This is a genomic window from Lysinibacillus pakistanensis, assembly GCF_030123245.1.
GTDB classification, from domain to species: domain Bacteria; phylum Bacillota; class Bacilli; order Bacillales_A; family Planococcaceae; genus Lysinibacillus; species Lysinibacillus pakistanensis.
The window spans coordinates 394,392-420,372 of sequence record NZ_CP126101.1 but is presented as its reverse complement, the minus strand read 5'-3'; the positions used below and the strand labels follow the sequence as shown (position 1 = coordinate 420,372).

The 25,981-nt window shown below is 36.0% G+C and carries 42 protein-coding genes; all 42 read right to left on the bottom strand.

Annotated elements, in window-relative coordinates; translation table 11 throughout:
- Position 1: 1 nt before the first annotated feature.
- A complete protein-coding gene (locus QNH24_RS02125; RefSeq protein WP_283868934.1) occupies positions 2–817 on the bottom strand; it encodes a phage tail family protein in 816 nt (271 codons plus the stop codon).
- On the bottom strand, positions 814–1,023 hold the full coding sequence (locus QNH24_RS02120; RefSeq protein WP_283868935.1) for a hypothetical protein: 210 nt from the start codon (positions 1,021–1,023) through the stop codon (positions 814–816). Before QNH24_RS02120 ends, QNH24_RS02125 begins: the two co-directional genes overlap by 4 nt.
- Complete coding sequence (locus tag QNH24_RS02115; protein WP_283870536.1) at positions 1,007–3,037, bottom strand: phage tail protein; 2,031 nt, start codon at positions 3,035–3,037, stop codon at positions 1,007–1,009. The genes QNH24_RS02120 and QNH24_RS02115 overlap by 17 nt, the downstream gene beginning before the upstream one ends.
- The gene (locus tag QNH24_RS02110; RefSeq protein ID WP_283870535.1) at positions 3,034–6,252 is read right to left on the bottom strand and encodes a hypothetical protein; all 3,219 of its coding nucleotides are present in this window, start codon (positions 6,250–6,252) and stop codon (positions 3,034–3,036) included. The genes QNH24_RS02115 and QNH24_RS02110 overlap by 4 nt, the downstream gene beginning before the upstream one ends.
- A complete protein-coding gene (locus QNH24_RS02105; protein WP_283870534.1) occupies positions 6,197–6,388 on the bottom strand; it encodes a hypothetical protein in 192 nt (63 codons plus the stop codon). Before QNH24_RS02105 ends, QNH24_RS02110 begins: the two co-directional genes overlap by 56 nt.
- 25 nt (positions 6,389–6,413) lie before the next feature.
- Positions 6,414–6,986 (bottom strand): major tail protein, encoded by a 573-nt coding sequence (locus QNH24_RS02100; RefSeq protein ID WP_283870533.1) that lies wholly within the window; start codon positions 6,984–6,986, stop codon positions 6,414–6,416.
- Between the two features lie 12 nt (positions 6,987–6,998).
- Positions 6,999–7,316 (bottom strand): hypothetical protein, encoded by a 318-nt coding sequence (locus QNH24_RS02095; protein ID WP_283870532.1) that lies wholly within the window; start codon positions 7,314–7,316, stop codon positions 6,999–7,001.
- Positions 7,313–7,672 carry an HK97 gp10 family phage protein gene (locus QNH24_RS02090; RefSeq protein WP_283870531.1) on the bottom strand — a complete coding sequence of 120 codons (360 nt, stop codon included), beginning with the start codon at positions 7,670–7,672 and terminating at the stop codon, positions 7,313–7,315. Before QNH24_RS02090 ends, QNH24_RS02095 begins: the two co-directional genes overlap by 4 nt.
- A 1-nt stretch (position 7,673) precedes the next feature.
- Positions 7,674–7,964 carry a phage head closure protein gene (locus QNH24_RS02085; protein ID WP_283870530.1) on the bottom strand — a complete coding sequence of 97 codons (291 nt, stop codon included), beginning with the start codon at positions 7,962–7,964 and terminating at the stop codon, positions 7,674–7,676.
- Between the two features lie 25 nt (positions 7,965–7,989).
- Complete coding sequence (locus QNH24_RS02080; protein WP_283870529.1) at positions 7,990–8,316, bottom strand: head-tail connector protein; 327 nt, start codon at positions 8,314–8,316, stop codon at positions 7,990–7,992.
- A complete protein-coding gene (locus QNH24_RS02075; protein WP_283870528.1) occupies positions 8,316–8,549 on the bottom strand; it encodes a hypothetical protein in 234 nt (77 codons plus the stop codon). Before QNH24_RS02075 ends, QNH24_RS02080 begins: the two co-directional genes overlap by 1 nt.
- A 43-nt stretch (positions 8,550–8,592) precedes the next feature.
- Complete coding sequence (locus QNH24_RS02070) at positions 8,593–9,735, bottom strand: phage major capsid protein (RefSeq protein ID WP_283870527.1); 1,143 nt, start codon at positions 9,733–9,735, stop codon at positions 8,593–8,595.
- A 14-nt stretch (positions 9,736–9,749) separates the two neighbouring features.
- Entirely contained in the window at positions 9,750–10,481 is a 732-nt protein-coding gene (locus QNH24_RS02065; RefSeq protein WP_283934521.1) for a head maturation protease, ClpP-related, read from the bottom strand.
- Entirely contained in the window at positions 10,474–11,700 is a 1,227-nt protein-coding gene (locus QNH24_RS02060) for a phage portal protein (RefSeq protein WP_283870525.1), read from the bottom strand. Before QNH24_RS02060 ends, QNH24_RS02065 begins: the two co-directional genes overlap by 8 nt.
- An 18-nt stretch (positions 11,701–11,718) precedes the next feature.
- Complete coding sequence (locus tag QNH24_RS02055) at positions 11,719–13,446, bottom strand: terminase large subunit (RefSeq protein ID WP_283934540.1); 1,728 nt, start codon at positions 13,444–13,446, stop codon at positions 11,719–11,721.
- Complete coding sequence (locus tag QNH24_RS02050) at positions 13,427–13,750, bottom strand: P27 family phage terminase small subunit (protein WP_283868950.1); 324 nt, start codon at positions 13,748–13,750, stop codon at positions 13,427–13,429. Before QNH24_RS02050 ends, QNH24_RS02055 begins: the two co-directional genes overlap by 20 nt.
- A gap of 100 nt (positions 13,751–13,850) precedes the next feature.
- Positions 13,851–14,192, bottom strand: coding sequence for an HNH endonuclease (locus tag QNH24_RS02045; RefSeq protein ID WP_283870523.1), 342 nt, complete (start codon positions 14,190–14,192; stop codon positions 13,851–13,853).
- Positions 14,189–15,049 (bottom strand): HNH endonuclease, encoded by an 861-nt coding sequence (locus tag QNH24_RS02040; protein ID WP_283870522.1) that lies wholly within the window; start codon positions 15,047–15,049, stop codon positions 14,189–14,191. The genes QNH24_RS02045 and QNH24_RS02040 overlap by 4 nt, the downstream gene beginning before the upstream one ends.
- A gap of 121 nt (positions 15,050–15,170) precedes the next feature.
- Entirely contained in the window at positions 15,171–15,446 is a 276-nt protein-coding gene (locus QNH24_RS02035; protein ID WP_283870521.1) for a hypothetical protein, read from the bottom strand.
- A 17-nt stretch (positions 15,447–15,463) separates the two neighbouring features.
- Entirely contained in the window at positions 15,464–15,715 is a 252-nt protein-coding gene (locus QNH24_RS02030) for a hypothetical protein (RefSeq protein WP_283870520.1), read from the bottom strand.
- Positions 15,716–15,786: 71 nt separating this feature from the next.
- The gene (locus QNH24_RS02025) at positions 15,787–15,942 is read right to left on the bottom strand and encodes a hypothetical protein (protein WP_283870519.1); all 156 of its coding nucleotides are present in this window, start codon (positions 15,940–15,942) and stop codon (positions 15,787–15,789) included.
- A gap of 211 nt (positions 15,943–16,153) precedes the next feature.
- Positions 16,154–16,339: a hypothetical protein gene (locus tag QNH24_RS02020; protein WP_283870518.1), complete on the bottom strand. Its 186-nt coding sequence runs from the start codon at positions 16,337–16,339 to the stop codon at positions 16,154–16,156.
- A 286-nt stretch (positions 16,340–16,625) separates the two neighbouring features.
- Positions 16,626–17,096 carry a class I SAM-dependent methyltransferase gene (locus tag QNH24_RS02015; RefSeq protein ID WP_283870517.1) on the bottom strand — a complete coding sequence of 157 codons (471 nt, stop codon included), beginning with the start codon at positions 17,094–17,096 and terminating at the stop codon, positions 16,626–16,628.
- Positions 17,087–17,503 (bottom strand): DUF722 domain-containing protein, encoded by a 417-nt coding sequence (locus tag QNH24_RS02010; protein WP_283870516.1) that lies wholly within the window; start codon positions 17,501–17,503, stop codon positions 17,087–17,089. Before QNH24_RS02010 ends, QNH24_RS02015 begins: the two co-directional genes overlap by 10 nt.
- 34 nt (positions 17,504–17,537) lie before the next feature.
- Positions 17,538–18,611 (bottom strand): hypothetical protein, encoded by a 1,074-nt coding sequence (locus tag QNH24_RS02005; RefSeq protein ID WP_283870515.1) that lies wholly within the window; start codon positions 18,609–18,611, stop codon positions 17,538–17,540.
- Positions 18,612–18,643: 32 nt separating this feature from the next.
- The gene (locus tag QNH24_RS02000) at positions 18,644–18,901 is read right to left on the bottom strand and encodes a hypothetical protein (protein ID WP_283870514.1); all 258 of its coding nucleotides are present in this window, start codon (positions 18,899–18,901) and stop codon (positions 18,644–18,646) included.
- Between the two features lie 29 nt (positions 18,902–18,930).
- On the bottom strand, positions 18,931–19,305 hold the full coding sequence (locus QNH24_RS01995; protein WP_283870513.1) for a hypothetical protein: 375 nt from the start codon (positions 19,303–19,305) through the stop codon (positions 18,931–18,933).
- Positions 19,306–19,341: 36 nt separating this feature from the next.
- Positions 19,342–19,536, bottom strand: coding sequence for a hypothetical protein (locus tag QNH24_RS01990; protein WP_283870512.1), 195 nt, complete (start codon positions 19,534–19,536; stop codon positions 19,342–19,344).
- Complete coding sequence (locus tag QNH24_RS01985; protein WP_283870511.1) at positions 19,533–20,066, bottom strand: nucleoside triphosphate pyrophosphohydrolase family protein; 534 nt, start codon at positions 20,064–20,066, stop codon at positions 19,533–19,535. Before QNH24_RS01985 ends, QNH24_RS01990 begins: the two co-directional genes overlap by 4 nt.
- A complete protein-coding gene (locus tag QNH24_RS01980) occupies positions 20,053–20,475 on the bottom strand; it encodes a YopX family protein (RefSeq protein WP_283870510.1) in 423 nt (140 codons plus the stop codon). Before QNH24_RS01980 ends, QNH24_RS01985 begins: the two co-directional genes overlap by 14 nt.
- A complete protein-coding gene (locus QNH24_RS01975) occupies positions 20,472–20,747 on the bottom strand; it encodes a hypothetical protein (RefSeq protein ID WP_283870509.1) in 276 nt (91 codons plus the stop codon). The genes QNH24_RS01980 and QNH24_RS01975 overlap by 4 nt, the downstream gene beginning before the upstream one ends.
- Positions 20,734–20,961, bottom strand: a complete 228-nt coding sequence (locus tag QNH24_RS01970) for a hypothetical protein (RefSeq protein WP_283870508.1) — start codon at positions 20,959–20,961, stop codon at positions 20,734–20,736. The genes QNH24_RS01975 and QNH24_RS01970 overlap by 14 nt, the downstream gene beginning before the upstream one ends.
- Positions 20,958–21,326, bottom strand: coding sequence for a hypothetical protein (locus QNH24_RS01965; protein WP_283870507.1), 369 nt, complete (start codon positions 21,324–21,326; stop codon positions 20,958–20,960). The genes QNH24_RS01970 and QNH24_RS01965 overlap by 4 nt, the downstream gene beginning before the upstream one ends.
- On the bottom strand, positions 21,307–21,552 hold the full coding sequence (locus tag QNH24_RS01960; protein WP_283870506.1) for a hypothetical protein: 246 nt from the start codon (positions 21,550–21,552) through the stop codon (positions 21,307–21,309). Before QNH24_RS01960 ends, QNH24_RS01965 begins: the two co-directional genes overlap by 20 nt.
- On the bottom strand, positions 21,533–21,748 hold the full coding sequence (locus QNH24_RS01955) for a hypothetical protein (protein WP_283870505.1): 216 nt from the start codon (positions 21,746–21,748) through the stop codon (positions 21,533–21,535). The genes QNH24_RS01960 and QNH24_RS01955 overlap by 20 nt, the downstream gene beginning before the upstream one ends.
- A 71-nt stretch (positions 21,749–21,819) precedes the next feature.
- Complete coding sequence (locus QNH24_RS01950; RefSeq protein WP_283870504.1) at positions 21,820–22,236, bottom strand: hypothetical protein; 417 nt, start codon at positions 22,234–22,236, stop codon at positions 21,820–21,822.
- A gap of 17 nt (positions 22,237–22,253) precedes the next feature.
- The gene (locus tag QNH24_RS01945) at positions 22,254–22,715 is read right to left on the bottom strand and encodes a RusA family crossover junction endodeoxyribonuclease (protein ID WP_283870503.1); all 462 of its coding nucleotides are present in this window, start codon (positions 22,713–22,715) and stop codon (positions 22,254–22,256) included.
- 17 nt (positions 22,716–22,732) lie between these two features.
- The gene (gene ssb / locus QNH24_RS01940; RefSeq protein WP_283870502.1) at positions 22,733–23,239 is read right to left on the bottom strand and encodes a single-stranded DNA-binding protein; all 507 of its coding nucleotides are present in this window, start codon (positions 23,237–23,239) and stop codon (positions 22,733–22,735) included.
- The gene (locus QNH24_RS01935) at positions 23,232–23,465 is read right to left on the bottom strand and encodes a hypothetical protein (protein WP_283870501.1); all 234 of its coding nucleotides are present in this window, start codon (positions 23,463–23,465) and stop codon (positions 23,232–23,234) included. Before QNH24_RS01935 ends, ssb begins: the two co-directional genes overlap by 8 nt.
- Before the next feature lie 7 nt (positions 23,466–23,472).
- The gene (locus QNH24_RS01930) at positions 23,473–23,907 is read right to left on the bottom strand and encodes a hypothetical protein (RefSeq protein ID WP_283870500.1); all 435 of its coding nucleotides are present in this window, start codon (positions 23,905–23,907) and stop codon (positions 23,473–23,475) included.
- Positions 23,897–25,129, bottom strand: a complete 1,233-nt coding sequence (locus QNH24_RS01925; protein WP_283870499.1) for a replicative DNA helicase — start codon at positions 25,127–25,129, stop codon at positions 23,897–23,899. The genes QNH24_RS01930 and QNH24_RS01925 overlap by 11 nt, the downstream gene beginning before the upstream one ends.
- On the bottom strand, positions 25,129–25,974 hold the full coding sequence (locus tag QNH24_RS01920; protein WP_283870498.1) for a phage replisome organizer N-terminal domain-containing protein: 846 nt from the start codon (positions 25,972–25,974) through the stop codon (positions 25,129–25,131). The genes QNH24_RS01925 and QNH24_RS01920 overlap by 1 nt, the downstream gene beginning before the upstream one ends.
- Positions 25,975–25,981: the final 7 nt, after the last annotated feature.

Here is a 25,981-nt window from a genome sequence, read left to right as displayed (position 1 = left end):
CTCATTTGTATAAAAATCTGAAATCAAAAACGACACTATTTACAGTGCCGCCTTCCACAGTTATGTTATTATCTCCTGGTGCCAAGGTTAACAGTTTATGATTAGTGTGCTTAAAGGCACTCAAACTATTTTTCAAAGTCCTTATTCCCGATAATTTCAAAGTATCTGTGGAGGACAAAGCATTGTTGAATCTGTATACATCACCAGTCGTATTATTTTTAATTTGTACAAAGCTATTGAACGTACCTTTTAATGTGATTTCTAAACTGGATTTACGTGGATCAATAGTTTGATTACCGATATTTTTTACAACAAAGCTATTTGTATTGAATGTATAACTATATTGAGTATCGTAATTAATCCCTGAACCAAATCCCCAAATATCTTCATCCCATTCACCACGGTTTTGCAAATCTAATGAGGTACCAAACGATTCAGCGAATAAATCGTCCATACGAAATGTAATATCAAAACTATTCATGTGTCGATTTGGATCTATCTCTAGTTGCTGTGCTAACCTCACCTTATAACGTTTCCAGTGTTCACGCTTAAATGTGATATAGAATGCTTCATCTCTAGTAAAAAGTGCGTTTAATTCGTCTCGTAGAAGGTCATAACCACAGATGTCTTGAACGATATACAAAAGTGTTACGGTTATAACTCGTTGTTTATATTGAGTGCCTGCTACTAAATCCCCTCTGCCCTCCACAGGTTCAAACATATGATCCATTCCTAATGATGGTATTCGATGGAACAATCGCTTTAGGTTATATTCTTGAATATCCTTTGTGGTGCCATCCGAAAATTGAACAATCATAGCAGCACCTCTTTTTTAGCTATTTTAATTTTTCGTAAATCACTAGCCATTTTTTGTCGCTGGCGAAGGTCATTCTTTTTATTTGCTTCTGTGATAACCATAGATTTTAAGTTTCTAGATTTCTTACGCTCAGTATCTAGTATTTTTTTTGCTTGTAAATTATCAGTATAAAATACCTCAATACCTTCATCAGTTTTGCGAAGCATTTTGTACAATGTCCTCTACCTCGCTTTCTTGTGATAATTCCAATCGCACGTCCTCATAGCCCTTACGTTTTGCTTTGATTTCATAAGCAAACGGAATGTCATCACCTCGGACAATGAATTGGTCCGCTGTCATTTCATCTGGATCAGCATAAATAACACCTTTACCATACGGAGTTAAAAATACTTCGTAAGTGATTTCTGTGTTTACTGTTTCTTTAAACAGCGGTTCTATTTCTACAATGCATTGGCCCTCCACAACTTTACCTCTACCAATATCACCAAAGAAGTACTCTGCTGTTTCATATGCTGATACATTTACGTGACCAATACTTGTTGGTACAGTTGCATTTTTGCTACCACTTACCTCAAAATCGCCATTAATTTTAACACCACTATTAAGTGCCCATATTTCAAGTGGAGCGCCATTTGATGATAACATTGTACGATCATTATATGCTTGGAGCCGCATATCTACAGCGCCAGACTTTACAATAAAACCTGCATAACCATCCCAATCCATAGTGTCTATTATGATTGTTGAATCACCGTTTGTAGCTTCAAACTTCGAACCACCCATGTAAATGCGGGGAAGATATGGATTTTCATTTGTTTGAATAATAAAACCTGTTAATATACCAGCCATAAGTTTTTGTACATCAATACTATTTGTTGTGATACGGCCACCATCAATTGTTGTTTCGCCCTCATCATTAATGCCTCGGATAAGTCCTGTTACATCAATGTTATTGGCTTTTAATTGTCCAACGGCACCAGCACTCAACACAAATCCATCGGCTGTTATTGCTTCTTTAAAGGTTGCGCCTCCATTATCACTAATACCGATACCCTTAGAATTAATCAGTACCAAACGATTAGGATTTGAAGGATCTCGAGCAATAATACCATTATCGAAAACCAACTCGGTCATAGCTGATGTTAAAGCTTCTGTAGCTCGCAATACAGCATCATCTAGTACGTTATAAGGCAATTTTTGATTACCGTTTAAAATGGCATCCACATTATCTTTCGTTTTCTGAAAACCAGCCATTTCACTTACGAAATTATTCTGGAAGTTTCCAAATACGTATTCGGCTGGCTTCGATGATTCAGGATAATCTACTATTTCAAGCACTCTAGCAATTAAATCAATACCAAGAGGTTCATAGATAACAAATACTCTGTCACCTTCATTTAATTGCTCCGTTAATACACCTAACTTTTTAAGCTCCAAGGCATCCACTTTAAAACTTACTTGTGGTTCATCTATTAGCTCTGATTTAATTCTGTCTAATAATTCACTGTGGACGGTATATCGCTCGTCATATACTGGCTTTGCATCACGTATGCCATATATAGTGTGGTTAGGAGATAAATACTCGGCTGTTACAACGTAACTGTCATTCTCATTTTTCTTACCGAATCCTCGAATACGAGTGGAAAGATTATTTGTATTTACATATCTTTCAAGTGTTTTAACGTTGTAGCCATACCGTATTTGTGTTTCTGTATCTGTACCAATTTGGCGATAAAATTTTAAATGTTTGTTGTTAATTTGCACTTCGGCACCGAATACGTTTAATGCTTTTTGTACTAGTGACAACGAGTTATCTTCACCAAACTTTTCAAAAATAGCACTTGCAAATGAGTCGATAACTTCAAACGTGTAGCCTGTGCCATCAAGAGCAAATGTCAAGCACGACTGTAGGTGTTGTGTATTTTCTAGATAGTCATATTTATGCGTATCAACTAAATCAAAAAAGATGTGAGAGGCTTGTACTGTTTTTATCGGTGTTTTACCAGCAAGCACTTCCGTCACATCTTTTATTCGATATTGTTGTCCATCATAATTAATTATGCTTTCTTCTTCAACAAGTGGATAAGCATATTGATTTTTTTCAGTTTTTAAAATTACAAAGGATAATGAATAATCGCCATTTACCTTCCGAATTCTTTTTAAACCGTTGTAATCAACGAGTAATTCGGTTTCATTGGCTAAATTTGTGACAATCATCATTTCACCCCACTTCTGCGTAATTCGGAATTATAATTATTACCCATAATGTTAGTCACAAACGGAGTGACAGCCCTAGCTACTTGCTGACCTTCCATATTGATTATCGTTTCTACTGGACGTGATGCTAATTGTGTAATAGCAGCTACTAAAGTTGATAAATCGATATTACTTGATTGGTTAATAATCTGTTGCTGTTGCGCTATTTGATTTGCTTGAGATTTATTTGCACTACTTGCTAATGATCCGTACACATTATTCATAGCACCTTGTAGTTTGTTTTGAGACTGTTCTATACCTTTAATTAAACCCTCGTTGATATTTACACCAAAGCCCATTGTAACCCGGCTAGGAGACTTAATTTTAAGTGCCCCAGAAATTGTTTTACTTACTGATTCAGCAATTTCTAAAGCTTTTTTTCTAATAGATTCAGATGTAGAAGAAAGACCATTTAATAAACCATTACCAGCATCTACTCCGATTTGTTCTAGAGTGGATAACTCTGTAGATGTTGCATTTGTTAATGATTTAATCTTGTCATTCCATTCTTTTTTCAACGTATCAAGTTGGTCATTAGCTGCCTTTCTTAGTTCTGAAATTCGTTTGTCTGCATCATCTTTCATACCTTTTAATTCGGTTTCAGCTTGTGTTCTAGCTAACTTTGATTTCTCTTTGTACAAATTACTGTATTGCTGCAATTGTGAATCAGTAAGCTGATTAAGAGCAACTAATTCTGGCAAAGCATTTGGACCCATTTGACGTAATTCTTCAAGTAAACCTTTGTCAATCGCTCTTCCTGAGATTTTTTCAATTTCTTTTTGCCACAATTTGAAACCATCTACTTGTGAAAATAGATTAGCTATTAATTGCTCTCCAGTTACATCCATTTCTACTTTAAACTCGTCAAAAAGTCCCTTGAAGGATACAAGAGACTGAGCACGCTTATCAACTGCGTCTGTATATGCTTTTGTTAGAGTTTCTTCTTGCTTAATTAAATCATCATTAATTTTTTGGATTTGGTTTGAGAAATCCGTATTTATTGCTGTGATTTCTTTACTAACAGTCTCTGTTGCTTTTTTGTACTCTTGTTGAGCTTTGACACGTTCTTGAGTACCTTCTGCAAATAGCTTCATTGATTGTTCCCAAATTTGAGCTTCCTCTATTAAAGACAATTGATCTAGTGACTTTTTATCGTCAATATAACGCTTTGTTTCTTCCAACAAATCTTTATTCATTTTACTTTCAAGGTCGATGATTTCTTTTGTTGACTTTGATTTTAGGCTCTTAATTTTTTCATCGGATGTAGTTTCTAATTTTAATATTTTAGCTGCTGCATCTTCACGTATACGTTGGATTTTAAGCGCATCATCTTGTGTAGTTTTTTTCTTTTTGCTAGATGCTGCACGTTGAATTTTCGTAACATCTTCATGCATACGTTTTTCGATTTTAGCAATTTCAGTAGCCTTGTCTTTTTCAATTTTTGCAATCTCTGAATTGGCACCACTACGTAATTTCTTCTCTTCATTTACATAGTGTTCGGCAATATCTTGTGCCGTAAGAGCAATATCGCTCACTGCATTTTTTACCATGCTGCCTTTTTCTTCGATGCCGATTGCCCAACCTTCACTAACCCATGCACCAATTTGAGCAAATACACGAGATGGAGATTTGATACCTAATAAATTTTTTGCTTTATTTACTACGCCATCCACAACACCAGTAATAGACTCAAGCACATTTGCTGTCATAGCTGATATACCTTTTATTAGACCGTTGATAATATCTTTACCGATTCCTACAAATTTTTCAGGTAACGATTTGATTTTTTCTATCATTCCATCCTTAATTTCAGTCATTTTATTGACTACGTTTGTCTTCATCGTAGAAACTGTATTTACAAAATTAGTAGCTAATGTTTTAACAAAATTTACTACAGATGTGACCATATTAGAAATCGTACTAGTGGTATTTGTAGCTAAGTTTTTAAAGAAATTAAGTACAGAAGTTGAAAAGCTAGAAACAGTGGAGGACGCTTTGGAACCCATAGAGGTAAAGAATTTTACTATGTCGTCCCACATGCCTTTTAATAGACTTACACCTGTTTTAGCGAGATTTGTAACAATCGTTTTAATGCCACCAAAGAATGATAGAGTCATCCAACCGACAACTAAATCAATGGCTCCTTTAAAGATTTGTTTTACGCCTTCCCACATTTTTGAAAAGTCACCTGTGAAAAGACCACTGAATGTTTTAATAGCTCCCATAATGACATTTAAAGCGCCATCAATAACCTGTTTAATGGCATTCCACACAGTTTCTATCACAAGTTTTACAGCAGGCATAACAAACTCAATGACAGTTTTAATACCATTAAAAACATTCTCTACTGCCTTTAATATTTGTTGGCCATTTTGGTCCCAAAACTGCTTAATTTGTGCAATTTTTTCTCCAATAAAAGAAGCCACAGTTTCAAAGACTGCGACTGCAATTTCCTTTATTTTAGAAAAAACCACTTGAACATTTTCCCGAAATGTCTCAGAGTTTTGATAAGCAGCCACTAAAGCAATACCTATCCCAGCAATGGCGGCAACAACCAAGCCTACAGGTGATATAATTGCTCCTACTGCAGCAGCCAATGCAGGCCATGCGGTGACGAGTCCACCAATGGCTGGCATTAATGCAGCGAATAAACCTACAAGAATACCTATCGTAGAAACTATCGCGACAATTGCTGCTGTTAATTCTGCATTATTACTGACCCATTCAGCTATTTTGGCAACAAACTCTGCAATTCCTGCTAATAAAGGTGCTAGAGTTTCTTTGATACTTCCCATTGCTTCTGTTAAACGATATGCAGGGTCAGCATCCATTTTAGCTATATCACCAGTTAACTTGTTTTGCATATCATCGGTAGATTTCATATGATTTTCAGCGTTTTGAAGCGTTTGAGAGATTTTATCTCCTTGTTCTTCCCATAGCGTTCCGTACATCAATACGCCTATCTCATTACGCTTTGTTTCATCTTTAATACCCATTAATGCAGTATTCATTTCAATAATTGCTTGCTTACCCTTGTCTCCACCTTCTGCAACTGCTTGCCCCCAAGTTTCCATTTGATCAATAGCAATTCCAGTTCCGTCAATTGCTTCTCGAGTTGCTTTGTCAAGTCCTTGACCAAACTCTCCAAGTAACTTTTTCGCCTTCCGACATTTTATCAAAACTTTTTTCCGCAACGCCCATGCTTAAAATATCTTTTAATAGATCACGTTGGAATTGCATCATATAACGTTTTGCAACAGCTCCATTTGATTTAAAAGGTATTTGTTTTCCATCAATCGTTAATGTAATTTCCATCTATTTGCCCTCCACAGTTTATTTATTAAGGTGTTGGTACTTCCGTTGGTTCAAATACTTTAGTGTACCAAGCATCATAAATTGCTGCTTCAGTTTCAGCGGTAGTTGATCGTTTAACAATTCCTGTGACAGTAGGAGCAGCTGTAAATGATAATTCTTGTGTACCTGGTTCAGTCGTTTCAGTTTTTGTTTCACCAGCCATACCAGGGCGTGAAACTGTAACGTTGTATAAAGCATGACGAGTAGCTTTTACATCACCATCAAATTCGAATAATAAAGCAATTTTCTTTGGTTTTGCATCAGCATTTTCTGTTAGTACTTTATCTGTGCCTAATTGATCTCCTAAAACATCCACACGGAATTGTTGAAGCAATGCTGCCACCGTAAGTGTTCCTTCGTAACCAGAGTTTGTGGAAGACGTGTAGTAAACTCGGTCATCTGCATAAAAGTCTGATTGCTCACCTTTAGGATCTAAATTTAATGCTGTTGCACCTGGAAATGGTACAGGTGTAGCATAAGTTATAGTGTCATCCGCACCTTCTGTAGCAACTGCATAGTGAACATTTTTAATACCAAATTGTACTTTGTTTTCTGCCATCTAAATGACCTCCTAATTAATTAAAGTAATTGAATATGTGCATTTAAAAACTCCCTCGTCTCTGATGAATATTTCATCGTAAGACCAAGGGAGTTCATTTTCATTTAACATATCTTCGATTTTCTTTTCTGCTGATAAATCTTTATTGATTACATACAGTTCAATATCAACATAGTTGATTTTTGATAATACTTTATTATCAGCGCTAAATGTGTCGCCATCCACAACTAAGTAGCAGATGAAGGGAGGCGCTTGTGCTGATTTAAAATGTGAGTAAGCTACTGGATAGCCAAGCGCTTTTAAATTTTGGGCTAATTCAGGTAAATTCATCTTATTATCGCCTCCTCAACACCTTGGATAAACTCGTCAATCATTTCTTCTTCGACAGGTCTAATGTGAACCTGTGCAGCCACACGACCACCACCAACAAGTGCATGGCCTTTTTCAAGTAAATGAGTAAGTTGATATTCAGTATTGTGGACGACCCATTGATTGCCTACTTTTTTTGCTCGCCACCCTTTTGCATATCGATGTCTTACACCAATAGGAGAACGAATTTTTAATTGTCGTGCACCTTCTTTAGCGACTTTTTCAGCAACCTTTTCTATATCTTCTCCCACACCATGAGCATAGTTTGCTAGAGTACGGTTAATTTCAGCAGCAAGGTTATTTATATTTGTTGCCATATCATGACCGCCCTTCAACAACGATTGTGACAGTAATGTTCATATCATCATCATTGATAGCACTTTTAACATCATATACAACGCCCTTTTGCACCACTTCGAAAGTTGTATGTTCACTGTTGATAAATTCATCTAATGATTTAGAGTACCTTAACACATAACGTTTCTCGACTTTTGTCTGCTCTCTTCCGGCCCCCATTATTTCGCTACCTTTTAGCGTTTTGATCATGGCCCAATAGCTTCCGTAGTCCTCAAACGTTTCGATTTCTTGTAGCAATTCATCTGTAGTCAAAGTGCGTTTTCTTATTAATATTCGCTTATTGAATTGAGCCGGATTCACTAGAATCACCGACTTTCAACTGTAAAATCATGTGTTGAACAGAAAACGGAACAATATTTTGTGCATTTTGTGAAGCAACTTGACGATTTTCATAATAATGAGATGCAAGAGTAAGGATAGCTAAACGGTGTAATGAATATAATTCAATTCCATTTTCGTTAACTTCATATAAATCTTGTGGAAGACGAACCCCTGAATTTTCTAATGTTTTACTTGCGCTGGCAAGAAACAAATTTAATGTTGAATCTTCATAATTCCCATCAACACGTAAATATTCTTTAAATTCTTCAAGTAATGAGCTCATTATTCATCACTCTCTTCATCTGTGGGCAGCTCTTTCGATACTGGCCTTGTAGAAGCTTTTTTAGGCTCCTCAACAGCTTTTAGAAAAGCCACGTTATATTCTTCATGGACCTTCGTTAAAGCTTCAGCACGAGTTTTAACGAGCTTTTTGCCATCTGCAGGATAGGGGTCACCTACCTCATAAATATGATCGTCATGGTATTTCTCTTTGAAACGATTAATTACTTTGTACACTTAGTTCACCTTCTTTCAAGAAATTAAAAACCGCTATCTCCAATTAAGGAGTAGCGACTACATCAGCAATACGGAAGGCAGATTTTAATTTAATACGGTGATCAAACCATGCAGTTAATACAAATGCATTAACACCAGTTTTTACATCCTTATCAGTCTCGTATAGGACATTTAAATCATAGTTTAAGTGAGCATAAGAGAAGTCACCAATAATAGGTTTTGTTGCAGCGTCCACAAACACCACTGGCTTACCTAAAATTTGTTCAGGTTGAGCTGCGTAAAGTGTTGCGTTACCATTTGCTAATGTTTCAATAATCGTTGAGTAATCAGCAAACGTCATGACGATTTTTGCGTTTTCTCGGTAATCTTCATGTAAATCGGCAATAGCTGCTTTGATTGCCTTGTAAAGATCAGCACCCTCTACTTTCTTAATCGCATTTTGCGTAGAGTAGAAACTCATGTGCTCTTCACCAGCTTTTGGAGTTGTTGCAAATTGTACTTTCTTTTCTTTAGCAGCAAGACCAGAACGTAATGAATTTTCTACATGTGATACTAAATTTGTATGTGTACCCGCAAGTACTGTTTCTGAAACACCAGCAAATACTTTTGATTTAAAGCGTCCAAATGTCACTGTAGAACCTTCTAATTTCAATTCTTTAGCCGTTTCTGTATCTGCAATGAAATTATCATCATCAATCGTGTATGACAATTTTGGAATCTCGAGATTGATAATGTTTGTAACTGTAATTAAATCACGCATTGGATTTTTAACCATTGGCTCAGTAATAATCTCTTGTGCAACTGTTTTAGGTAAGAATTTTTCTCCGCCAGTTGTTGGATTTGTGTTATCACCTAACGCAGCATAAATCTCTTGTTCAACAGGCTGATTACGCACAGTTGAGCGCACTAAAGAAGCAAATGCTTCTGCACGTTTTTGTTTCGGGTCGTCAATCTGAGCTAATGGATTTTGAGCAAACTTCGCTTTTTGTTCAGCCTCCATTTGGTCATGTTGAGCTTTGATTACTTCGAAACGAGCCTGCATATCTGTTTTTTGTTCTTGTAATGCTTGGATTTCCTCACGTGTTGTTTGTGGATCGATAGCTTTCGCTGTTAAATCTGTATCGATTTTCGCTACTTGTTGACCAATTGTAGCCATGTTTTGTTTTAATTCAAATAATGTTGGCATTTAAATGCCCTCCTTTAGATTAAATTTAATGATTGTAAGTAAGTAAGATTCGCCTTAGAATCCGCAATAATGTTTTGTCTTTCTTCTTCCGTCAGAACATCATCTTTCGGATGTAATAACGCTTTTGGAAGGTTTTTAAACTGTTTTGAATGCTCATTTGATAAACAAGCTACAGATTTATTAGCGCCTTCCACAACATCACAGAGCCCGATTTCGTAAGCTTGTTGTGCTGATATCCAAGTTTCTTCATCCATCATGCGGCGAAGTTCTTCTTCAGATGTTTTGCTTCCGATTTTCGCCATATATGTTTCAATTTGAACCTCATTAATACGATCTAAATCATCTGCGACTTTCCGTAAATCAGTTGCATTACCAAATGCACTGTTCATCGCATTATGAATCATTAACATGGAGTTAGATGGCATATGCACTTCATCGCAACTAGCTATGATATTACTCGCAATAGATGCAGCTAAAGCTTCCACATACCCGATTACTCGCGCTTTATGACGTTTCAACATATTTGCGATAGCAATTCCTTCAAATACTGAACCACCACCACTATTTACGTATAAATTAATGGTGCTCACATCTCCGATTGCATCAAGTTTTTCTTTAAAAACTACAGATGACATTTCGCCATACTCCTCCCATGCCCACGGAGTAATTTCGCCCAAAATAAAAACATCTGCTGATTTACCATCAACCGATGCTTTGACATCAAAGAATGTTTTCTTTTTATTCATCTTTTTCACCCCCTTCCACAGTTGAGGTAGCAGCAGAAGTACCTTTCCGTTCTTCAATTGGCATATCAATTGGATAAAGATCACCACTAATCCATAATTGATTTGCTTGGTCTGCTTTATCCGGTGGCAAGTCTTCCCAACCTCTAACTTCATTTTGAGTAAACCAACCATTTCGAATGCCTTGCTGATAGAATGCTGAACGTGTAGTCGTATCACCTCGTAAAAGTGAATTAACAGTAAATTTAAAGTAAAATCCAGCTATTCTTTGATCTTGTGTAAGTAATTTTCGATTAAATTCCTGTTCATATTGACGAATAATTGGTGTAAGTGTCATTTGAACGAACTGAATCATCATCTGCTCATTGTTTGCAAATCCTCCACCCTGTTCATTCAAAAAAGAAAGTGGAATGTTAAATACATTTGCAACTCGAGTTCGTGTTACTTTTTCAGATGAAATGGTTTCACCTGGTGTATACGTTTTTGGCATTTTATCAATTTCAACACCTGGTTCTTGGAATAAAACACCGCCATTTTCATTATAAAAACGTTTAAAATTCGCTATTACTTGCTTCTGTTTATCTTCTGATACATTTGCTCCATATTTCAAAATGAATGATTCTTTCTTTTCCATCTCAGAAAGAGAGAATTCCTGAACCGCTTTATCATATTGAAGAGTATTTTTTAATACATCTAATGGTGAGATACCTTCTATACGATTGGATCCAGTAATATGTTTTACATGAATCATATTCATGTTGTGGATATAACTTGTTTTATTATTTCCTCGCACTTCATACCACAATTCACCTGTTGCATCATCTATCAATGGTTTAACTTGTACATTATCAAGTACAACAAGTGATTCAGGTTGCATTAAGTAATTACGTAAAATAATTGAATAACCATTACCATGTTCATTACGGGATACTTCTAGTTTATTAATAAATTCCCAACCACACATATTTGGATTTGGATTTACTAGCAAATCACTCAAATTGTTATTTTCTACGTCATAATGTTTATATAATTTAATTGGTAAACTTGAAATCGTATTAGATAATCGAGTAATGACACTAAAAATCGTCTCATTTGTTGCTAATTGAGAATTATCAACACCCCAAAACGTTCTCCCTTGCCATAATGAAAAATCATAACCTTGCCCTTTCCACGTAGCATAAGCTGTGTAGAGAGAGGCTTTAACTTTGCTCCATATATTCATTTGTTCACCTCCCTCCAATCACAAATCATTTAATGAAATAAACTTGATATTGCCTTCGCCTTGTACAGTTACGAATTTCTTCATTACCTCAACATGAGCATTTAAAAAAGCCGCAAATCCGTCAATTTTACGGTAGCGACTTTGTTTAGTAGGCATTTTATTTTTGTTTCTGTCTTCAACAAGTACAACATTATTAGTGTACCAACGGAATAAACGGTTATTATTAAAGATTACATTTCCATCAATGAAGCGTTCTTTTGCATCATCTAAAGCTGGACCAAGTGTTATAAATCCTTGTCGAACAACTTCTGTTATAAAACCATAAGCTTGTAACATTTCAACTAAACCAAACGCTTTTGCTGGATCATACATAATTTTTTCTATTGGATATTTTTTTGACTGTTCAACAAACCAATCATAAACATATTCTTTTTTCACATATTCACCAGGTACAATAGTTAACAGTCCCTCTTCTTGTAGGCTGTAATAGTCGATTTTTTCGTTATCTGAATCCACTTTTGCTTGTGGAACCCATGTATGACCATGAAGAACAACCTCGCCTGTTGAAGGGATTGCCCATTCAAGATAAGCACTTGTATGGTCCTCACTGTCGGAAAGGTCGAAGCCCCCCACAGCTGATGAGGAAGCAGTAGCAGACTCTAACGTTATTGTTTTATCATTACGTTTTAATACCTCATAATCAAGGAAAGAAGCCTCGTTGTTGCTTACAAATTTATTAAAACGTTTTGTGATAAAGTCGTTACGTTCTGATGGAGTCCGTTTAGCTTTCTCCCAATCTTCAATCATGTCAGCAAGTTTGATAGATACACCCATATTAGGATTGGCTTTAATCCACATTTCAGGTTTATCAAATTCATCTACACTATCTAATTCAGCAAGGTAATAAAACGTTCGTTCATCAACTATGTCACCATTTAATACATCTGCACCTTGTTCGTAATAGTTCACAAGTGGACCATCTAATTGATAACCCGCTGTTGTAATGTAAATTAATAGTGGCTGTGTACGACTTTGACGACTATTCTTAATAACGTTAATTAACTTGTAATCCTTGTATTCGTGGATTTCATCAAACACCCCAATATGTGTGTTTAAACCGTCTAACTTTTCGCTGTCGCTTGCTTGTGGCTCGATCTTACTAAATGTAGCATCAAAATGAATCGCATCCCGTAACGGTCTGAAACGTCTTGCTAATGCTGGAGAAGATTTAACCATTGCTTTCGCTTCATCGAATAGTAATCTTGCTTGTTTCATACTATTTGCTAAAAGAACCACATCAGCACCGTTTTCTCCATCTTTAGAAGCTCCGTAAATCGTCACTCCAGCGATTTTAGTAGTTTTCCCTTGCTTTCGTGCAACAAAAATAAGCGCCTCTTTGAAGCGCCTTATCTGTGTATCTTTATGAACCCAACCAAAAATAGAACCTAAACTAAAATGCTGCCAAGCTTGCATAGTAAGTTGTTTGAAAGCGCCTTTGGAAGGTTTACAAAACTTCTCAATAAATTCAATCGGTCTATGAGCTATTTCTTCATTAAAAATCCAAGGGAAATCTTCTGTACCTTGTCTTTCTAAATCGTTTAAATGCCTTTCACATGCTTGTATAACCTTTTTACAAGCTATGATATTGCCCTCCACAACTTGCTTGGCATACCAGGTTGTTAACAGGACTGGAGAAGGCTTTACAACGATTAGTAAACCATCAATTTTAGAAACTGTCGAAGCCATCGTCAACATGACCACCACCCAACTTAAATTCCTTTCGTTGAGCAGGCGTCAAACCTAAAGATTTCAGCAGATTGTTCAAAGTTTGCACTGTTTTAGTTAATTCAATCGAAAGAGGATTCTTAATGAAGTTTGTTGCGTTCGCTTTATTGGTGTGTTCCATCATCAATGGCATGTTTTTCAATTCAGTTTGCATTCGTTTATAAAACTCGTAAGTTTCAACATATAGCGTAATCAATTGTTCATCAGATGGTTGATAACTATCACCTAAATAGCTCCGCAACAATTCCTTTGTAACTTCTTCCATCAGTTACCCCCCTTTCATAAGTCATCCGCGTTGCAAGCGAAGGGCCATCGCCGATTCCAAGTTGGTACCCCTAAAGTTTTATTGGTAGGGGGGCTATGCCCTAAAACATTTCTTTATTTTGTTTGTTTACCACAACATCAATCTTTGAAGAAATCTTTGGTTGTTCTTTCTTCGATTGACCATGAATTTTATTGTGATGCATATGGCAAATGCTCGAAAGATTATCAAGCTCTAATGCTTTTGTGAAGTCGTCTTTCACTTCAATGTGATGATGAACGACATCTGCTTTGCGTATTTTCTTTTCTTTTAAGCACTCAACACATAAGTAATTGTCACGTTTAAGTGCTAATTCTCTGGCATTTGCCCATGCTGTTGATTGATAAAATAATTGTCGTTCTCGATTACGTTTATGTTTGTTGTAATAACGATTGCTTTCACTCATAATATCAACACCATCTGTCCTGTATCTTCTATAATCTTCTTGTCTCTCTTGATCGAGTTGCAGTAATGATGAGCAAGCTTTACGTTATCCCATGTATGAGTACCACCTTTAGCAATTGGTACCACATGTTCTATTGATGGATAGTTGTGGCCAACAATAAAAGAACCTCTATCATTTGTGTTGAAGTCATTAACATCACATTGACCTCCACATAAATAACAGACGTTCTTTTCTTTTTGGATTAGCTTTTCAATTGTTATTGAATAGTCAACTTGACCATTCATTCTTGCTTTGCGTTTCTTTATTTCTTTTCTTCTGTTTTCTTTTCGTTTGCTACATCTCTTTGAACAGTACAAAACTTTCCTTTGTGAATAAAAATGTTTATCGCATTCAACACATCGATTTGATTTAAGTTCTCTTAATGATGATGTGACTTTTACTACATTAGATAGAATTAACTTTCTCAACTTATTCATTTCTTTATTACGTTGATCACGTTCAATACGTTTGATACTCTCACAATTTAAGCATTTAACTTTCCTTTTCTTTCTAGCGAATTGTGCAGCTCTGTTGAATTCGTCACCACATTTTAAACATCTAACTAGGACTGGCTGTTCGCTATCAATATATCCAGACACATATTCCACTTCTTTATTATGATTCTTTTTGATGTTAACTAAGAACATTTCGAATGCATTATCTACAGTCGGGTTATTAGCGATAAATCCACCTAAGTTATGCTTTTGACAATGGTATTTGACTTTGTTATACGAAATATTTAATTCCTTTGAGATAGTACGCATTCCCATATTATTTCTACGTAATTGCAAAATTTGTTCAACGATGTTACTATTCATATATCAACAACTCCTGTATAGTTTGTTGGTCCAATCCTTGATGTTCGCGCATCAAAGGATTATTTTTTTGCATAAAAAATAGCTATACGATAATTCGCATGACTTGTAGAATGTTATTTAATTACTCGCTGCCTTCTGGATGTGTTGGTAGTTCATTTCCAAAGTCACAACCCATTACATAACCACATTCGCATTCTCTATTTATACTTTTTAATTCGTTATCCAAATACATTTCGCAAGAAATCATTAGTTTACTGCACTCAGGACATTCTTTAAGGTTATCAATCCTATCCAACTCATCAGCCAATGCTCCTACATGCTTTGCAATTGCTCGTAACTTTAATTTAGATTTACTATCTAATCCTAATTCAATTGTGATTCCTTTTACGTTTGCCATTGTTCATCCCTCCACAATTAGACTAGGTCATGTACTGCATCGGCATTGCCGTATGTTAAGCCAAACACTCTCACCTTGCTATTCATTACGTGTACTAAATCATCGCTATATGCATTGGTGTAGAACTGTTCTTTCGCATCGAATGAAATAGCTGGCACTGTAATTACTTCTCTAATTCCTTCTGCTTCAATACCTACAAATACAAAAGGAGCTTCATATTCACGCGCACCGTTAAACGTTTTAATTAAGTTTTGTTTTGTTAATGGCATATACTTTACCCTCCACAACTCATAATGGTTTGCTCATTAGCTTTTATAGTCTGTTTAGCTTTCGACTTATATTAATCCCAAACATAGTTAGCGTAAAATTGAAACTCTTCTTCATCCCAGATAGTTTCTATTTCTTTTTTAACTTTCAATGCTTCTGATTCATATTCAGTATTAGCTAGTAAAGTGATTAATCGTTCTAATGGTTTTAAAACTACTTCTTTATCCATCCAATCATCCTTTCTTACATCTCCAAGACTGCACACCCTATTCATAACCCCACGATTAACGCCTACGATTAATTAATGGTTGATAGGATATACAGTCTTCAAGGCATAATAAAAGATGATAGTTCAATATGAACCACCGTCATAGGTCTGGTACACAATGTACTAGAGCATAATAAAAAGCCACACCTTGTTAGATGTGACTTTCTATGTATTAATTCTTCAACTTTAAAATTTCCTCATACTTCGCTAATTCTGTTTTTAGTATTCTGATTTCTTTTTTTAGCGATTCAATTTCCTCACTTGAATTTGAGCTCATTTGTTTCTTTAACAATTCAGTCAAATTATTTTGTATTTCTATATATTCATCATGATCTTTTTTGTCTACAAAATGTCCCAACTACCTCACCTCCCATCTACCTACAATGATAGGATAAATGGAACGTATTGTCATTATAAAAAGAGACTACCAATTTAGTAGCCTCTCATGCTTGATTCTTCACAAGACGTACAAGCGAACGTCTATATGCTTGTTTCCGACAAACACGTACAAGCGAACGTGCTTATTGCTGTAAGGTGTTTATTTTGCGTATTTCCGTACGCTTTTGTTATTACTTCACAATATCAATTTACTACAGATTTTTGCGAACTTCCCTGGTGTTAACAAGTTCACTTTTGAATTCGAGTTATTTCATGAACACTAACCAATGTGTCTTGCTTCGTTTATTGCCAAACAGTGGTTTTCTATCGAAACATTTCAGTACATCTTTTAAAGCTATTTGGTCTTCATTCCACTTAAATATTAATGTGCCATTGGTCTTTAAAACTCGCATGCATTCTTTGAAGCCTTCGGCAATATCAGATTGCCATGTATCCTCATTTAACTTTCCGTATTTCTTGGCCAACCATGAATTATCACCAGCCTTTAATAAATGTGGTAGATCAAATGCAACCAAATAAAATGATTCATCCTCAAAAGGCATATTTTTAAAATCAGCAAGAACGTCAGGTTTAACAATTAATTTGCGACCATCACATAATTCGGTTTCTAATTCACGCTCATCCATGAATATCGTGTCGCCATTTTCTTTATCAAACCAAAACATTTTGCTACCACAGCAAGCATCTAATATTTTCTTTTCAGCAATCACACCCATCCTATCCTTTCTGCTGTTTTATCAATAAGAATGTTACGTTTACGCAATACTTTATGGCGTGAAATATACAGCTTGTCGGCTATATCCTCCCATTCGTAACAGCCATCCTTGTCCCAATAGCGCATATCTACGATTGTTCGCATATCCTCGTCTAACTCTCTGTATAGGTCTTCCACAGTCTTGATGATGCGCTTTAAATTTTGATAATAGGCATCGTTAGCAAGTACTGTAGCTTTCTTGGCTGTAGTATCAGAAATCGTATTACTACGACCACCAACTATTTCACCGCCTGCATTATGTGGATGCAACAACTCCCACTCACGGTATTTTAATTTCTTCTTATATTGTTCGTATTCAATCCAATATTTCTCGATGTTCTGTATTTCACTACGCGATAACGTAGGCATGTGCAGCACCTACCTTGTTTGTTTATTTCATTATTTAATCAATAGTACATGTTCCATAATCCACCGAACAGCCGCATCCGCCAATATCTTGCATATCAAAATCAAATATACTTAACTGTGCTTTCATCGAGCGCCAATATTCTTCAAGTGTTAAATTCTTCATAAAACTTAACGGTTCTTTTATATCTTTTTTAGACTGTTTAAGTTGACCGAATATATTATTTTTTGTGAATCGGTGCGTGTCGATAATATGCTGTAATTTAGCTGTTTTCGTGCCGTCTGTAGCGAATTGGTATACATCTTTAAACATTGGGTCTACTTCGAGTGGGAAATCTTCTGGATTGCGTACATGAGCCAATAGTTCATCGAATGTATAACGCTTATATATTTTTTTAAATGTTGGCTGACGTACATAACGAGCGTACCAACCAATAATTATTTCTTGTTCCATGAGTTTTATAAAATCTTGTTCGCGCTTAATAGATAGGTTATGGAAGTGTCCTTGCCCTGCTTTTACACACCGCCCTCCACAATTGTTATGAGCAAACCCTTCTTTATATAGACGACCTTCTGTAACGTTATAGCGATCGAAATATTGTTTTCTATCGTCAATTTCCATAATCAATGGAAACTGTACATCGAATGGTTGCCAATTCTCATATATAGATTTCTCGCGGTGCATTTCTTCCCAACCAATACCGAAATACAATGTTGTATTGGCGAAAAATTCGTCATTACGTTCAACGTGTATTGATTGCTTTAAATACTTACCATTCACCCAATATTCAAGTTCAGGAACAATTCCTTTTTTTAAAAAACGTTGAGCCACTTTAATTTTTAATTCCTGTGAACAAAACCCAGCTCGATTGTTAGCAAGAAATGCTTTTAGGACCATTAATTGTGGAGGATTGATACCTCTTCCTTGTACAAGTAACGGCAGTTGTAATTGTTTGCTTACGTCTAAGTTGAAACGATATAGGTCTGCATCCTCCCACATCACATCATTAAAATAGAGAACAATATTGTCATCTGGATAGTTTTCTTTAACCCATGCTGCTACTGCAAAAGATGAATTTCCACCACTAAATTTAATGATTCTGTTTTTCATACCATCACCCCCTGCTGCACAATTTTGTTCTATTAACCTAATAAATCCCCTGTATCGGACTCTTGTTCAAAACAACTTTTACACCAAACTTCACCTTCAAAATACTCAAATCTATTAGAATACAATACTTGCTTACACATCACACATTTAACCTTAGTTACCCATTTTTCAAAAGCATGGCCAACATGTTGTGGTTCAATCTCAAATTTATAACCCTTTGGAAAATAAGCATCGTAGAAGAAAAAACCTTCATTAGCTTCAACTACTTCGCCAACTTGTAATAACTCCATTGCATTACCTCCTTATTTCGCAATTTCTTTCACCTTTTCAAATAGCTAATTTCTTTAGCGTAGTTGATAATTTCTTGCTGAATTTCATCGCTGTGTCCCCAATCACCGCTATATAAGCCGCCGTAACCATGTTTACCATTAGCACTTTTACCTGTGCGAATGAAGAAAGAAAAGTCGCATACCAGCGCCCACAATGTGCCACCGTGTGAAAAGCCTTTATGCGAGAACCCTTCGTATGCATAAACTTCTTCACCCGTTCTATCGTCCACTATATAAACGCGATTATTTTTCAAAATCATTGAAGCTGTTCGATTATTTGAACCAGAATAGAAGAAACGGTGACCACGTTCTGAAATGAATTTGATCAGATTATTGACTACTTCTAAGCGCTCTTTCTTGTCCATTTTCCTTCACCTCAATTAATGAACATTTTTGTTCAATTAATCATCAAGAGAAATCATTTTTAATCGATTCATACTACTTCCATGTCTCTTTTCATATATTGGATAAGTCATATATTTAAGAAAATCGATTGTTTTCCCTGTTTCTCTACTGATTTCTCGTATTGTCCCTTCTGCAATAAACTGTTCACCTTTATACAATGCGTAAATCCTTTTGTGCCAAGGTATTTTCATGACGTTACCTCAAGGTCTACACGCTTTTTACTATCCTCAACATTGAATGTCTCTGGATAACGCTTTTTCAATTTATCGATGTTCATTTCGCAAATTTGTTCTAGTGTCGAATCGTAGAATTTAGCTAATTCGATTAAATTTTTAATTAACATTTTTAATGCTAATATCACTTTAGTTGAATTTAATTCATGACGATGAAACACAAACTTTTTAACTTGTTCAGAAATCTCACCAGATAAGATAATGATTTTATTTATTAATTGTTCTTTTGTGCCTTCCACAAAGTAATTAGCTAATGGCTCGTATGTTTCATTTAAGAAGGTTAAAATCCCAAATGCGTAATGGGATACATCACCAATTTCTTTAAGAATCGCTTCATGATCATTGGTAGCTCTCAATACCTCTGTACATTCGCCAATTAAGCCCATAGCATAATTTGTTAAGCCGTTTTCATACTCAACATTGTTTTTTGGCTCACCTTTGAAAGGCATTGTACGCTTTGATAACTCTTGAAATTTATTTAGTTCCATTTTGTGATTCCTCCAATAGTTCATGGTTTTCGTAAATGTTACCTACATACGTAAACGAGTCGTCAAATTCAATGATTTCTGAAAGTAAATGCGTACCATGATAAAATGCACCATCTTCAAAAGTTACTGCTTTTACATGTACTACTTCAAAAGTTGTATGACCTGACTCTGGGTTGTACATATCATGAGAAATCGTGTATTTGTATAAATCGCCTTCAAATATCTCCCTGCCATCCTTGTCCTTTAAGCCTGTGTATTGCATAACTGGAACATTGTTTATATCAAATTTATTTTCATCATCTGAATGCTTCGTTTTGATAAATACTGCTCCTTCATCGAAATCAAATGATGTCACGTTACCCATCCATTTGCCTATTTCATCCCAAGCACGAAACTTAATCTCCCTCATACTGTCACCTCCTGAATAAATTTCAATAAATCTTGTTTCATCACATCGAAAGCATTTGTACGTCCAACAATTTGAAATGCTGGCTCACCATCTAACATTTTAGTCATATCACTTTTGTAATACTGACACTTTTTAATGCCTTTACCTTCTCGTAGTTCAAGACCGTTTACATACCTACCTGTAATACCTAAGTAGATAAAATATTTGATTGATGGATGACCTGCATAGCGATTGTGTATGATGTCACCTTTACGAAACTTAATATCTCTCATTCTGCATTTCCTCCAGTTTCTGTTTTAGTACTGTCAAATAAACAATTTTGTCCATCGACTCTTGTATTGCATGTTCAATCCATTCAATAGTTGTATAATCCATTGGATTTACTGTCGTTCCGTACTTTTCTAAACCTTTAGCTGTTTGATTTTGCAACAGTTCATTTACCTCACGTAACACTGGATTTGCTAAGATTTGATCTTCGATTGTCATGCTTTTAACCTCTTTCTATTCGTACGTATCGCAATACCGTTTGAACGTTTCCAATTCTGTAGTGCCCCTGATGACACATTTAACATTTCTGCTATTTTTTCATCTATTTTTCCTTCCTTTTTCAAGCCAAGATATTTTGCTTTAGTTAAAGGAAGTTCTGAACTTTTTACACGTGCTATATCAATAGATGAATTCAATTTAGTTCGTTTATTTATTAAACGGAGCAACTTTTGACCGTACTTTGCAATCTTTTTGCAATTTGAACACGATTCAGATTCCACAGCTGTTACACAATCACATTTCGGCAAAAGAGCATCTATTTGTTTCAATATTTCCCTACGCTTCTCAAGCATTTCTGCGTTCATCTACATCCCACACTTTCTTTGTGTGCCAGCCTTCTTCTGTATACTGCTGCACCCATTCTTTTTTATATGGCATAATGACACTTACTTCGCATCCATCGACCGTCATAAACATTTCGATATAGCGTGTATATGGATTTGGTATTGCCATCCACAATCTACCCTGTGGTTTTTTAGCTTTAGTCACCGACTGAACAATAGGAATCCCATTACGCACGTTCATTGCCACTTAAGCCTCCAATAACCTGACTTCGTTTTAATACAATCACTCGTTTTGGATAACCATACTTTTTCTCAACTTCATCCCTGGTCATATTATGTTCTAATCTACAATGAGCCTTTGTGATAATCAGCCCAACGTGATGACAACCATCAACTGGACATCTCACTAACTCATCCCCTTTGGAGCTCCATGAATTTGCCATTTCCCCACCTCATTTGCTGTTTTTGGGTATAAAAAAGAGAGCCTGAAAAAATAGGCCCTCTATTAAATTTTTTATTCAGTATCGCTCGACTGTTGATTTACTTCATCCATACTTATTTGATCGTTTGAAGTTTCTTCTTCCTCTTCCTCGTCTTCCTCTGCCTCATAGAATTCATCAATGGACATTTGCGATTGTTGAATCTCTAATTTGACGTTATTTCCAGCGAATTTATAAAGCTCATAAACCTTTTTGGAATCACGTTTTACGTTAAATTTAAGTACCGTCTTTTTATCATCACGTTGGATGGATACGAACTCTGCTCCTACCCCTTCTTGATCTTGAACTTTTAATATAGCAATCGTACCTGGTAGTTTAAGAAGCTCGTCCGCATGTGGTAGTTCATCACTAAGGACATGGAACATTAAGACCTCTTTTTTGTCGTCCTTTTGCATATTTTTGAATAAAACGTTTAGTTGAATGTTTGTCATTTTGAATATCCCCTTTGTTAGTTGTTTTGGAAAAGTTCCGTTTGCACGCTGTTGTCAGATTCCCATTCTATTGTGACTACAGCTTTAGGACTTTCTCCGTACCATTTGCGAGCTAGTAATTCCGTAACTTGGCTATCATCTTTCCAAATCACATTCGTTATTCCGTCTTTAATCCCTTTGACTAGATTGTCAATATCAGGTTTCTTTGTTGGACGCAATGTGCCGTTTATAGCCGCTGTAAGCTTTTTGTGACTTTTGATAATTTCTTGGGTTAATGGTCTGTATACATCGATAGTCAATTTAATCTCTTGTGTTATCAAACTATCAAGCGCATATTTTTCAGCTACAGCCGCAACGTATTTCTTGTATTCTTTTGATTCTTTAGGATCGTAGATTGTTACTATTTTTCCTCTAGTCGCTGCTTTTGGCCTTTGCTGTGGTTGTACATTTCCTGGAATTTCAAATGTTAGTTTGTTCATAGTATCTCCTCCCAAAATCAAAATGGAAGATCATCATCATCTACTTCAATCGGGCCTTTACTATTTGCAAATGGATCTTCGTCTACCCTTGTGTAATTTGGTTGTGTGTTTTGAGGCTGTTTATAGCCCACTGAGCCGTTTTGAGGACTTGCCCCTCTATTTGTATCAGAACGCACGTTCGAACCATTCTGTGAGCTTTCTGGACCGTTTTTATGCTCTAAGAATTGAATGCTGTCGGTAATAACGTCTGTTGTGTATACACGCTTGCCATCCTGGCCCTCATAACTTCCTGTTTGAATACGCCCCTCAACGCCTATTAAATTACCTTTTCGCTGAAAGTTTGCTAGATTCTCAGCTTGCTTTCTCCAAGCAACACAAAGAATGAAATCTGCCTGCTGCTCACCTTCATTTTTGAAAGCACGATTTACGGCTAATGTGAAGCGACACGATGCAATGCCATTTGGTGTATATCGCAACTCAGGATCTTTAGTAAGACGGCCAACTAATACGGTGCGGTTAATCATCTTCATTTCCTCCAATTGCATTTATTGCTATGTTGTAAATTTTTTCGTATGTCGGATTGAATAGCGTTAATCCTTCTGTGATGTTTTCGATTTCTTTAAGCCCTTCTTGTTTTTCCTCGACTTGTTGAATCAACCAATTAAAGTCATTTAACAGACTTATGTTCACTGAACCACTATCTACTAAATCCTCTAAACTTGTTATCTTCTGCTTTATATGTTCTAGCATGTTTTACTCACCCTTTCTCAAATATCATCACAGTTGCTGGAAAAATTAATGTTTCATCCTTCACCTGGCGTAGAGATTTATTTTTTTGTTGTTCAGGAAACCAAAAGCTCATATCCATCTTGTTTGATATGTCAAATATCTTTGTGGGGATTCTACCAACCTCTGTATAGACATGACCTTTTGCTGATTCTTCACTTTGGGCAAAGATGATCATGTGTTGCTTGTTGCCAAGTGGAACTGTATATACTTTGATAATTTGCAAATTCAGTTCATTGCGTTCTCTCATTTGCTTTACATCTTCATGGTTTACTAGATTCCAGTTGATATTGTTGGCAAAGTCAGTTCCCTTTACGACATTGTTTTTTATGAGCCAGTAAATTGAGTAAGCCAGTAGTTCATCATCACACTTGATTGCTTCGAGTAGTAACTCATTAAACGTCACTTACTACACCTGTCCATCTGTTGAATTTAGAATTTACTGTGCCGACTTCTCCTTCACGATTTTTAGCTATGATGATTTCGAGTGAATCATCTTCATCATTTTTCGTGTAATAGGCATCGCGGTATAGAAATACCACAACGTCAGCGTCTTCCTCTATACTTCCTGATTCACGTAAATCTGAAAGCATTGGGCGCTTGTCAGGACGTTTTTCTACACTTCGCGATAATTGAGCCAATGAGATTACAGGACAATTAAATTCTTTTGCTATCGCTTTTAATGACTTTGATATTTCTGAAATTGATAAGTGCATACTTTTCGATTCATCCGATGGCTTAATAAGTGTTAGGTAATCGATGAAAATAATTAGCTGCTTATCAGGATTCTGATTGCGAACTTTCCTGATCTTCATTCGCATCTCTGAAATCGTTTGGCCACTCTTATCAAATATTTCAACATTTGTTTTAGCAACCTGTGCAATTACCTTCATCCAAGATTCTTTTTGACCCTCTGTTAATCGCTCATACAAGTTTTTCATTTTGTTACGGTTGTAGTTACCTGTAGATGCAATCATGCGATCTCTTAATTTCACTGCAGACATTTCTAAACTAAAGACAATTGGTAAACAGCCTTGCCAACCTGCTTGCTTCACACAATGCAACATGAAATCCGTTTTCCCCATTGATGGCCTTGCAGCTACGATAATTAAATCTGTATTCTGCCAGCCGTTTGTTGCGGTCTGCAATGCCTCTAAGCCTGTGTGAATTCCCTTTGTACCTTTTGTTGGCTTCCAGGGATCTTCTGCAACCTGCATCACCAATTCATTAATGCTTTTGTGATCATCTGTGTTGTTCGATACTAAGCTGTTTAATTCATTAGTAATTTTTTCAAGATTCCAATTTTCATGTTTGGCTACCTCTAAGATGTTAAGCTTTTCACGCTCACGCCATTTATCTAGTAAAATCTCAACGTAACTATCAAACTTTTCTTCGTTTGCGAGATTTTGAATTTTATTAAGCTTTCCAGCTCCACCAAATTCTTCGGGCTTGCCTTGTGTCAACATAGTGATTAAGTCAACAACTTGGCCTTTAGCGTTTAACTCTTTCATGGTCTGCAATACATTGCGATTCTCAGCGTACTGGAAGTAGCTTGGCTTTAAATCTATATCTGTCAGTAAGTGAGGGAACTTTAACAATGTTCCTAATACGGCTTCTTCTGTAAGCATTAACCTTCACCTCTCGTCATGTCGGAATTGATTGGCTTGTACATTGTTGTCTGCACAGGGCTTTGATTTTGTAATGGTGTCGATTGAACAAAATTGTTTTGCTCATTTAGGTATCCTTCAAATTTAGTTCCAAATAATGTTTCAGGTCGTAGATACACGGACATTTTAGGATCAGCTAACCATTGAGCCGTTTTAATATCAATCACTTGTTTGAAATCTTCTAAAGTGAATTTCTCTTTAAACCTAGCTTTAATTAACGTCTGTGTTTTCTGTGATGTATGTTTGAATTTCTTATTAGCTTTTTGGTTGAGGTATTCGATAATTTCTTTGTAAGGAATTGAGTCGGGTTTGTTGCCCGACAATATATATTCTTTATCTATATCTTTATCTATATCTGTTGCGTCACGTGACGTCACGACAGCGTCACTATTTTCGGTTGGCATTTCTAAAGCTAATTGCTTCTTTCTTTCCCTGTATTCCTTGTTACGCTTAGCGTTTAATGCCCTTACTCGTTGCAACCCATCAATATTTTGGTGCTTCTCCCAGTTGCTAATTAGAACTACTTCATGCTCGTTTACTTCTAACATTTTGTAACGCTGCAGTATTTGAATGGCATACCTAACTTTTTCTAATGGTCTGTTAAAAATGATCGCCATTTCTTCAATGTTCATCGGGATATTTTCGCTTAGCATGATATAACCGTTGTAGTTCGCCTTACCTGCATAAGTGAGTAGCTTTATCCAAATGATTAAGATCGTGTCACCTTCGGGCATCCGTTCAATAAGTTTGATTTTCTCGTTATCAAACATGTCTGTTTTAATTTTTATCCAAGTGATGTCTGCCATTTTGGTT

What these genes read in the sequence shown, in the direction of transcription:
- QNH24_RS02125 (WP_283868934.1), bottom strand. Translation starts at nt 817, where the DNA reads ATGATTGTTCAATTTTCGGATGGCACCACAAAGGATATTCAAGAATAT.
- QNH24_RS02050 (WP_283868950.1), bottom strand. Translation starts at nt 13,750, where the DNA reads ATGGAAGAAGTTACAAAGGAATTGTTGCGGAGCTATTTAGGTGATAGT.
- QNH24_RS02065 (WP_283934521.1), bottom strand. Translation starts at nt 10,481, where the DNA reads ATGAATAAAAAGAAAACATTCTTTGATGTCAAAGCATCGGTTGATGGT.
- QNH24_RS01955 (WP_283870505.1), bottom strand. Translation starts at nt 21,748, where the DNA reads ATGGCAAATTCATGGAGCTCCAAAGGGGATGAGTTAGTGAGATGTCCA.
- QNH24_RS02005 (WP_283870515.1), bottom strand. Translation starts at nt 18,611, where the DNA reads ATGAAAAACAGAATCATTAAATTTAGTGGTGGAAATTCATCTTTTGCA.
- QNH24_RS02105 (WP_283870534.1), bottom strand. Translation starts at nt 6,388, where the DNA reads ATGGAAATTACATTAACGATTGATGGAAAACAAATACCTTTTAAATCA.
- QNH24_RS01975 (WP_283870509.1), bottom strand. Translation starts at nt 20,747, where the DNA reads ATGAGAGATATTAAGTTTCGTAAAGGTGACATCATACACAATCGCTAT.
- QNH24_RS02060 (WP_283870525.1), bottom strand. Translation starts at nt 11,700, where the DNA reads ATGAATATATGGAGCAAAGTTAAAGCCTCTCTCTACACAGCTTATGCT.
- QNH24_RS02090 (WP_283870531.1), bottom strand. Translation starts at nt 7,672, where the DNA reads ATGGCAACAAATATAAATAACCTTGCTGCTGAAATTAACCGTACTCTA.
- QNH24_RS02025 (WP_283870519.1), bottom strand. Translation starts at nt 15,942, where the DNA reads ATGGATAAAGAAGTAGTTTTAAAACCATTAGAACGATTAATCACTTTA.
- QNH24_RS02070 (WP_283870527.1), bottom strand. Translation starts at nt 9,735, where the DNA reads ATGCCAACATTATTTGAATTAAAACAAAACATGGCTACAATTGGTCAA.
- QNH24_RS01945 (WP_283870503.1), bottom strand. Translation starts at nt 22,715, where the DNA reads ATGAACAAACTAACATTTGAAATTCCAGGAAATGTACAACCACAGCAA.
- QNH24_RS01950 (WP_283870504.1), bottom strand. Translation starts at nt 22,236, where the DNA reads ATGACAAACATTCAACTAAACGTTTTATTCAAAAATATGCAAAAGGAC.
- QNH24_RS02055 (WP_283934540.1), bottom strand. Translation starts at nt 13,446, where the DNA reads ATGGCTTCGACAGTTTCTAAAATTGATGGTTTACTAATCGTTGTAAAG.
- QNH24_RS01985 (WP_283870511.1), bottom strand. Translation starts at nt 20,066, where the DNA reads ATGGAACTAAATAAATTTCAAGAGTTATCAAAGCGTACAATGCCTTTC.
- QNH24_RS02080 (WP_283870529.1), bottom strand. Translation starts at nt 8,316, where the DNA reads ATGAGCTCATTACTTGAAGAATTTAAAGAATATTTACGTGTTGATGGG.
- QNH24_RS01970 (WP_283870508.1), bottom strand. Translation starts at nt 20,961, where the DNA reads ATGACAATCGAAGATCAAATCTTAGCAAATCCAGTGTTACGTGAGGTA.
- QNH24_RS02015 (WP_283870517.1), bottom strand. Translation starts at nt 17,096, where the DNA reads ATGGGTGTGATTGCTGAAAAGAAAATATTAGATGCTTGCTGTGGTAGC.
- QNH24_RS02010 (WP_283870516.1), bottom strand. Translation starts at nt 17,503, where the DNA reads ATGCCTACGTTATCGCGTAGTGAAATACAGAACATCGAGAAATATTGG.
- QNH24_RS02095 (WP_283870532.1), bottom strand. Translation starts at nt 7,316, where the DNA reads ATGAATTTACCTGAATTAGCCCAAAATTTAAAAGCGCTTGGCTATCCA.
- QNH24_RS01925 (WP_283870499.1), bottom strand. Translation starts at nt 25,129, where the DNA reads ATGCTTACAGAAGAAGCCGTATTAGGAACATTGTTAAAGTTCCCTCAC.
- QNH24_RS02035 (WP_283870521.1), bottom strand. Translation starts at nt 15,446, where the DNA reads ATGGCAAACGTAAAAGGAATCACAATTGAATTAGGATTAGATAGTAAA.
- QNH24_RS02115 (WP_283870536.1), bottom strand. Translation starts at nt 3,037, where the DNA reads ATGATGATTGTCACAAATTTAGCCAATGAAACCGAATTACTCGTTGAT.
- QNH24_RS02120 (WP_283868935.1), bottom strand. Translation starts at nt 1,023, where the DNA reads ATGCTTCGCAAAACTGATGAAGGTATTGAGGTATTTTATACTGATAAT.
- QNH24_RS01920 (WP_283870498.1), bottom strand. Translation starts at nt 25,974, where the DNA reads ATGGCAGACATCACTTGGATAAAAATTAAAACAGACATGTTTGATAAC.
- QNH24_RS02030 (WP_283870520.1), bottom strand. Translation starts at nt 15,715, where the DNA reads ATGCCATTAACAAAACAAAACTTAATTAAAACGTTTAACGGTGCGCGT.
- QNH24_RS02100 (WP_283870533.1), bottom strand. Translation starts at nt 6,986, where the DNA reads ATGGCAGAAAACAAAGTACAATTTGGTATTAAAAATGTTCACTATGCA.
- QNH24_RS01935 (WP_283870501.1), bottom strand. Translation starts at nt 23,465, where the DNA reads ATGCTAGAACATATAAAGCAGAAGATAACAAGTTTAGAGGATTTAGTA.
- ssb (WP_283870502.1), bottom strand. Translation starts at nt 23,239, where the DNA reads ATGATTAACCGCACCGTATTAGTTGGCCGTCTTACTAAAGATCCTGAG.
- QNH24_RS01990 (WP_283870512.1), bottom strand. Translation starts at nt 19,536, where the DNA reads ATGAAAATACCTTGGCACAAAAGGATTTACGCATTGTATAAAGGTGAA.
- QNH24_RS01965 (WP_283870507.1), bottom strand. Translation starts at nt 21,326, where the DNA reads ATGAACGCAGAAATGCTTGAGAAGCGTAGGGAAATATTGAAACAAATA.
- QNH24_RS01980 (WP_283870510.1), bottom strand. Translation starts at nt 20,475, where the DNA reads ATGAGGGAGATTAAGTTTCGTGCTTGGGATGAAATAGGCAAATGGATG.
- QNH24_RS02045 (WP_283870523.1), bottom strand. Translation starts at nt 14,192, where the DNA reads ATGAGTGAAAGCAATCGTTATTACAACAAACATAAACGTAATCGAGAA.
- QNH24_RS01995 (WP_283870513.1), bottom strand. Translation starts at nt 19,305, where the DNA reads ATGGACAAGAAAGAGCGCTTAGAAGTAGTCAATAATCTGATCAAATTC.
- QNH24_RS02000 (WP_283870514.1), bottom strand. Translation starts at nt 18,901, where the DNA reads ATGGAGTTATTACAAGTTGGCGAAGTAGTTGAAGCTAATGAAGGTTTT.
- QNH24_RS02040 (WP_283870522.1), bottom strand. Translation starts at nt 15,049, where the DNA reads ATGAATAGTAACATCGTTGAACAAATTTTGCAATTACGTAGAAATAAT.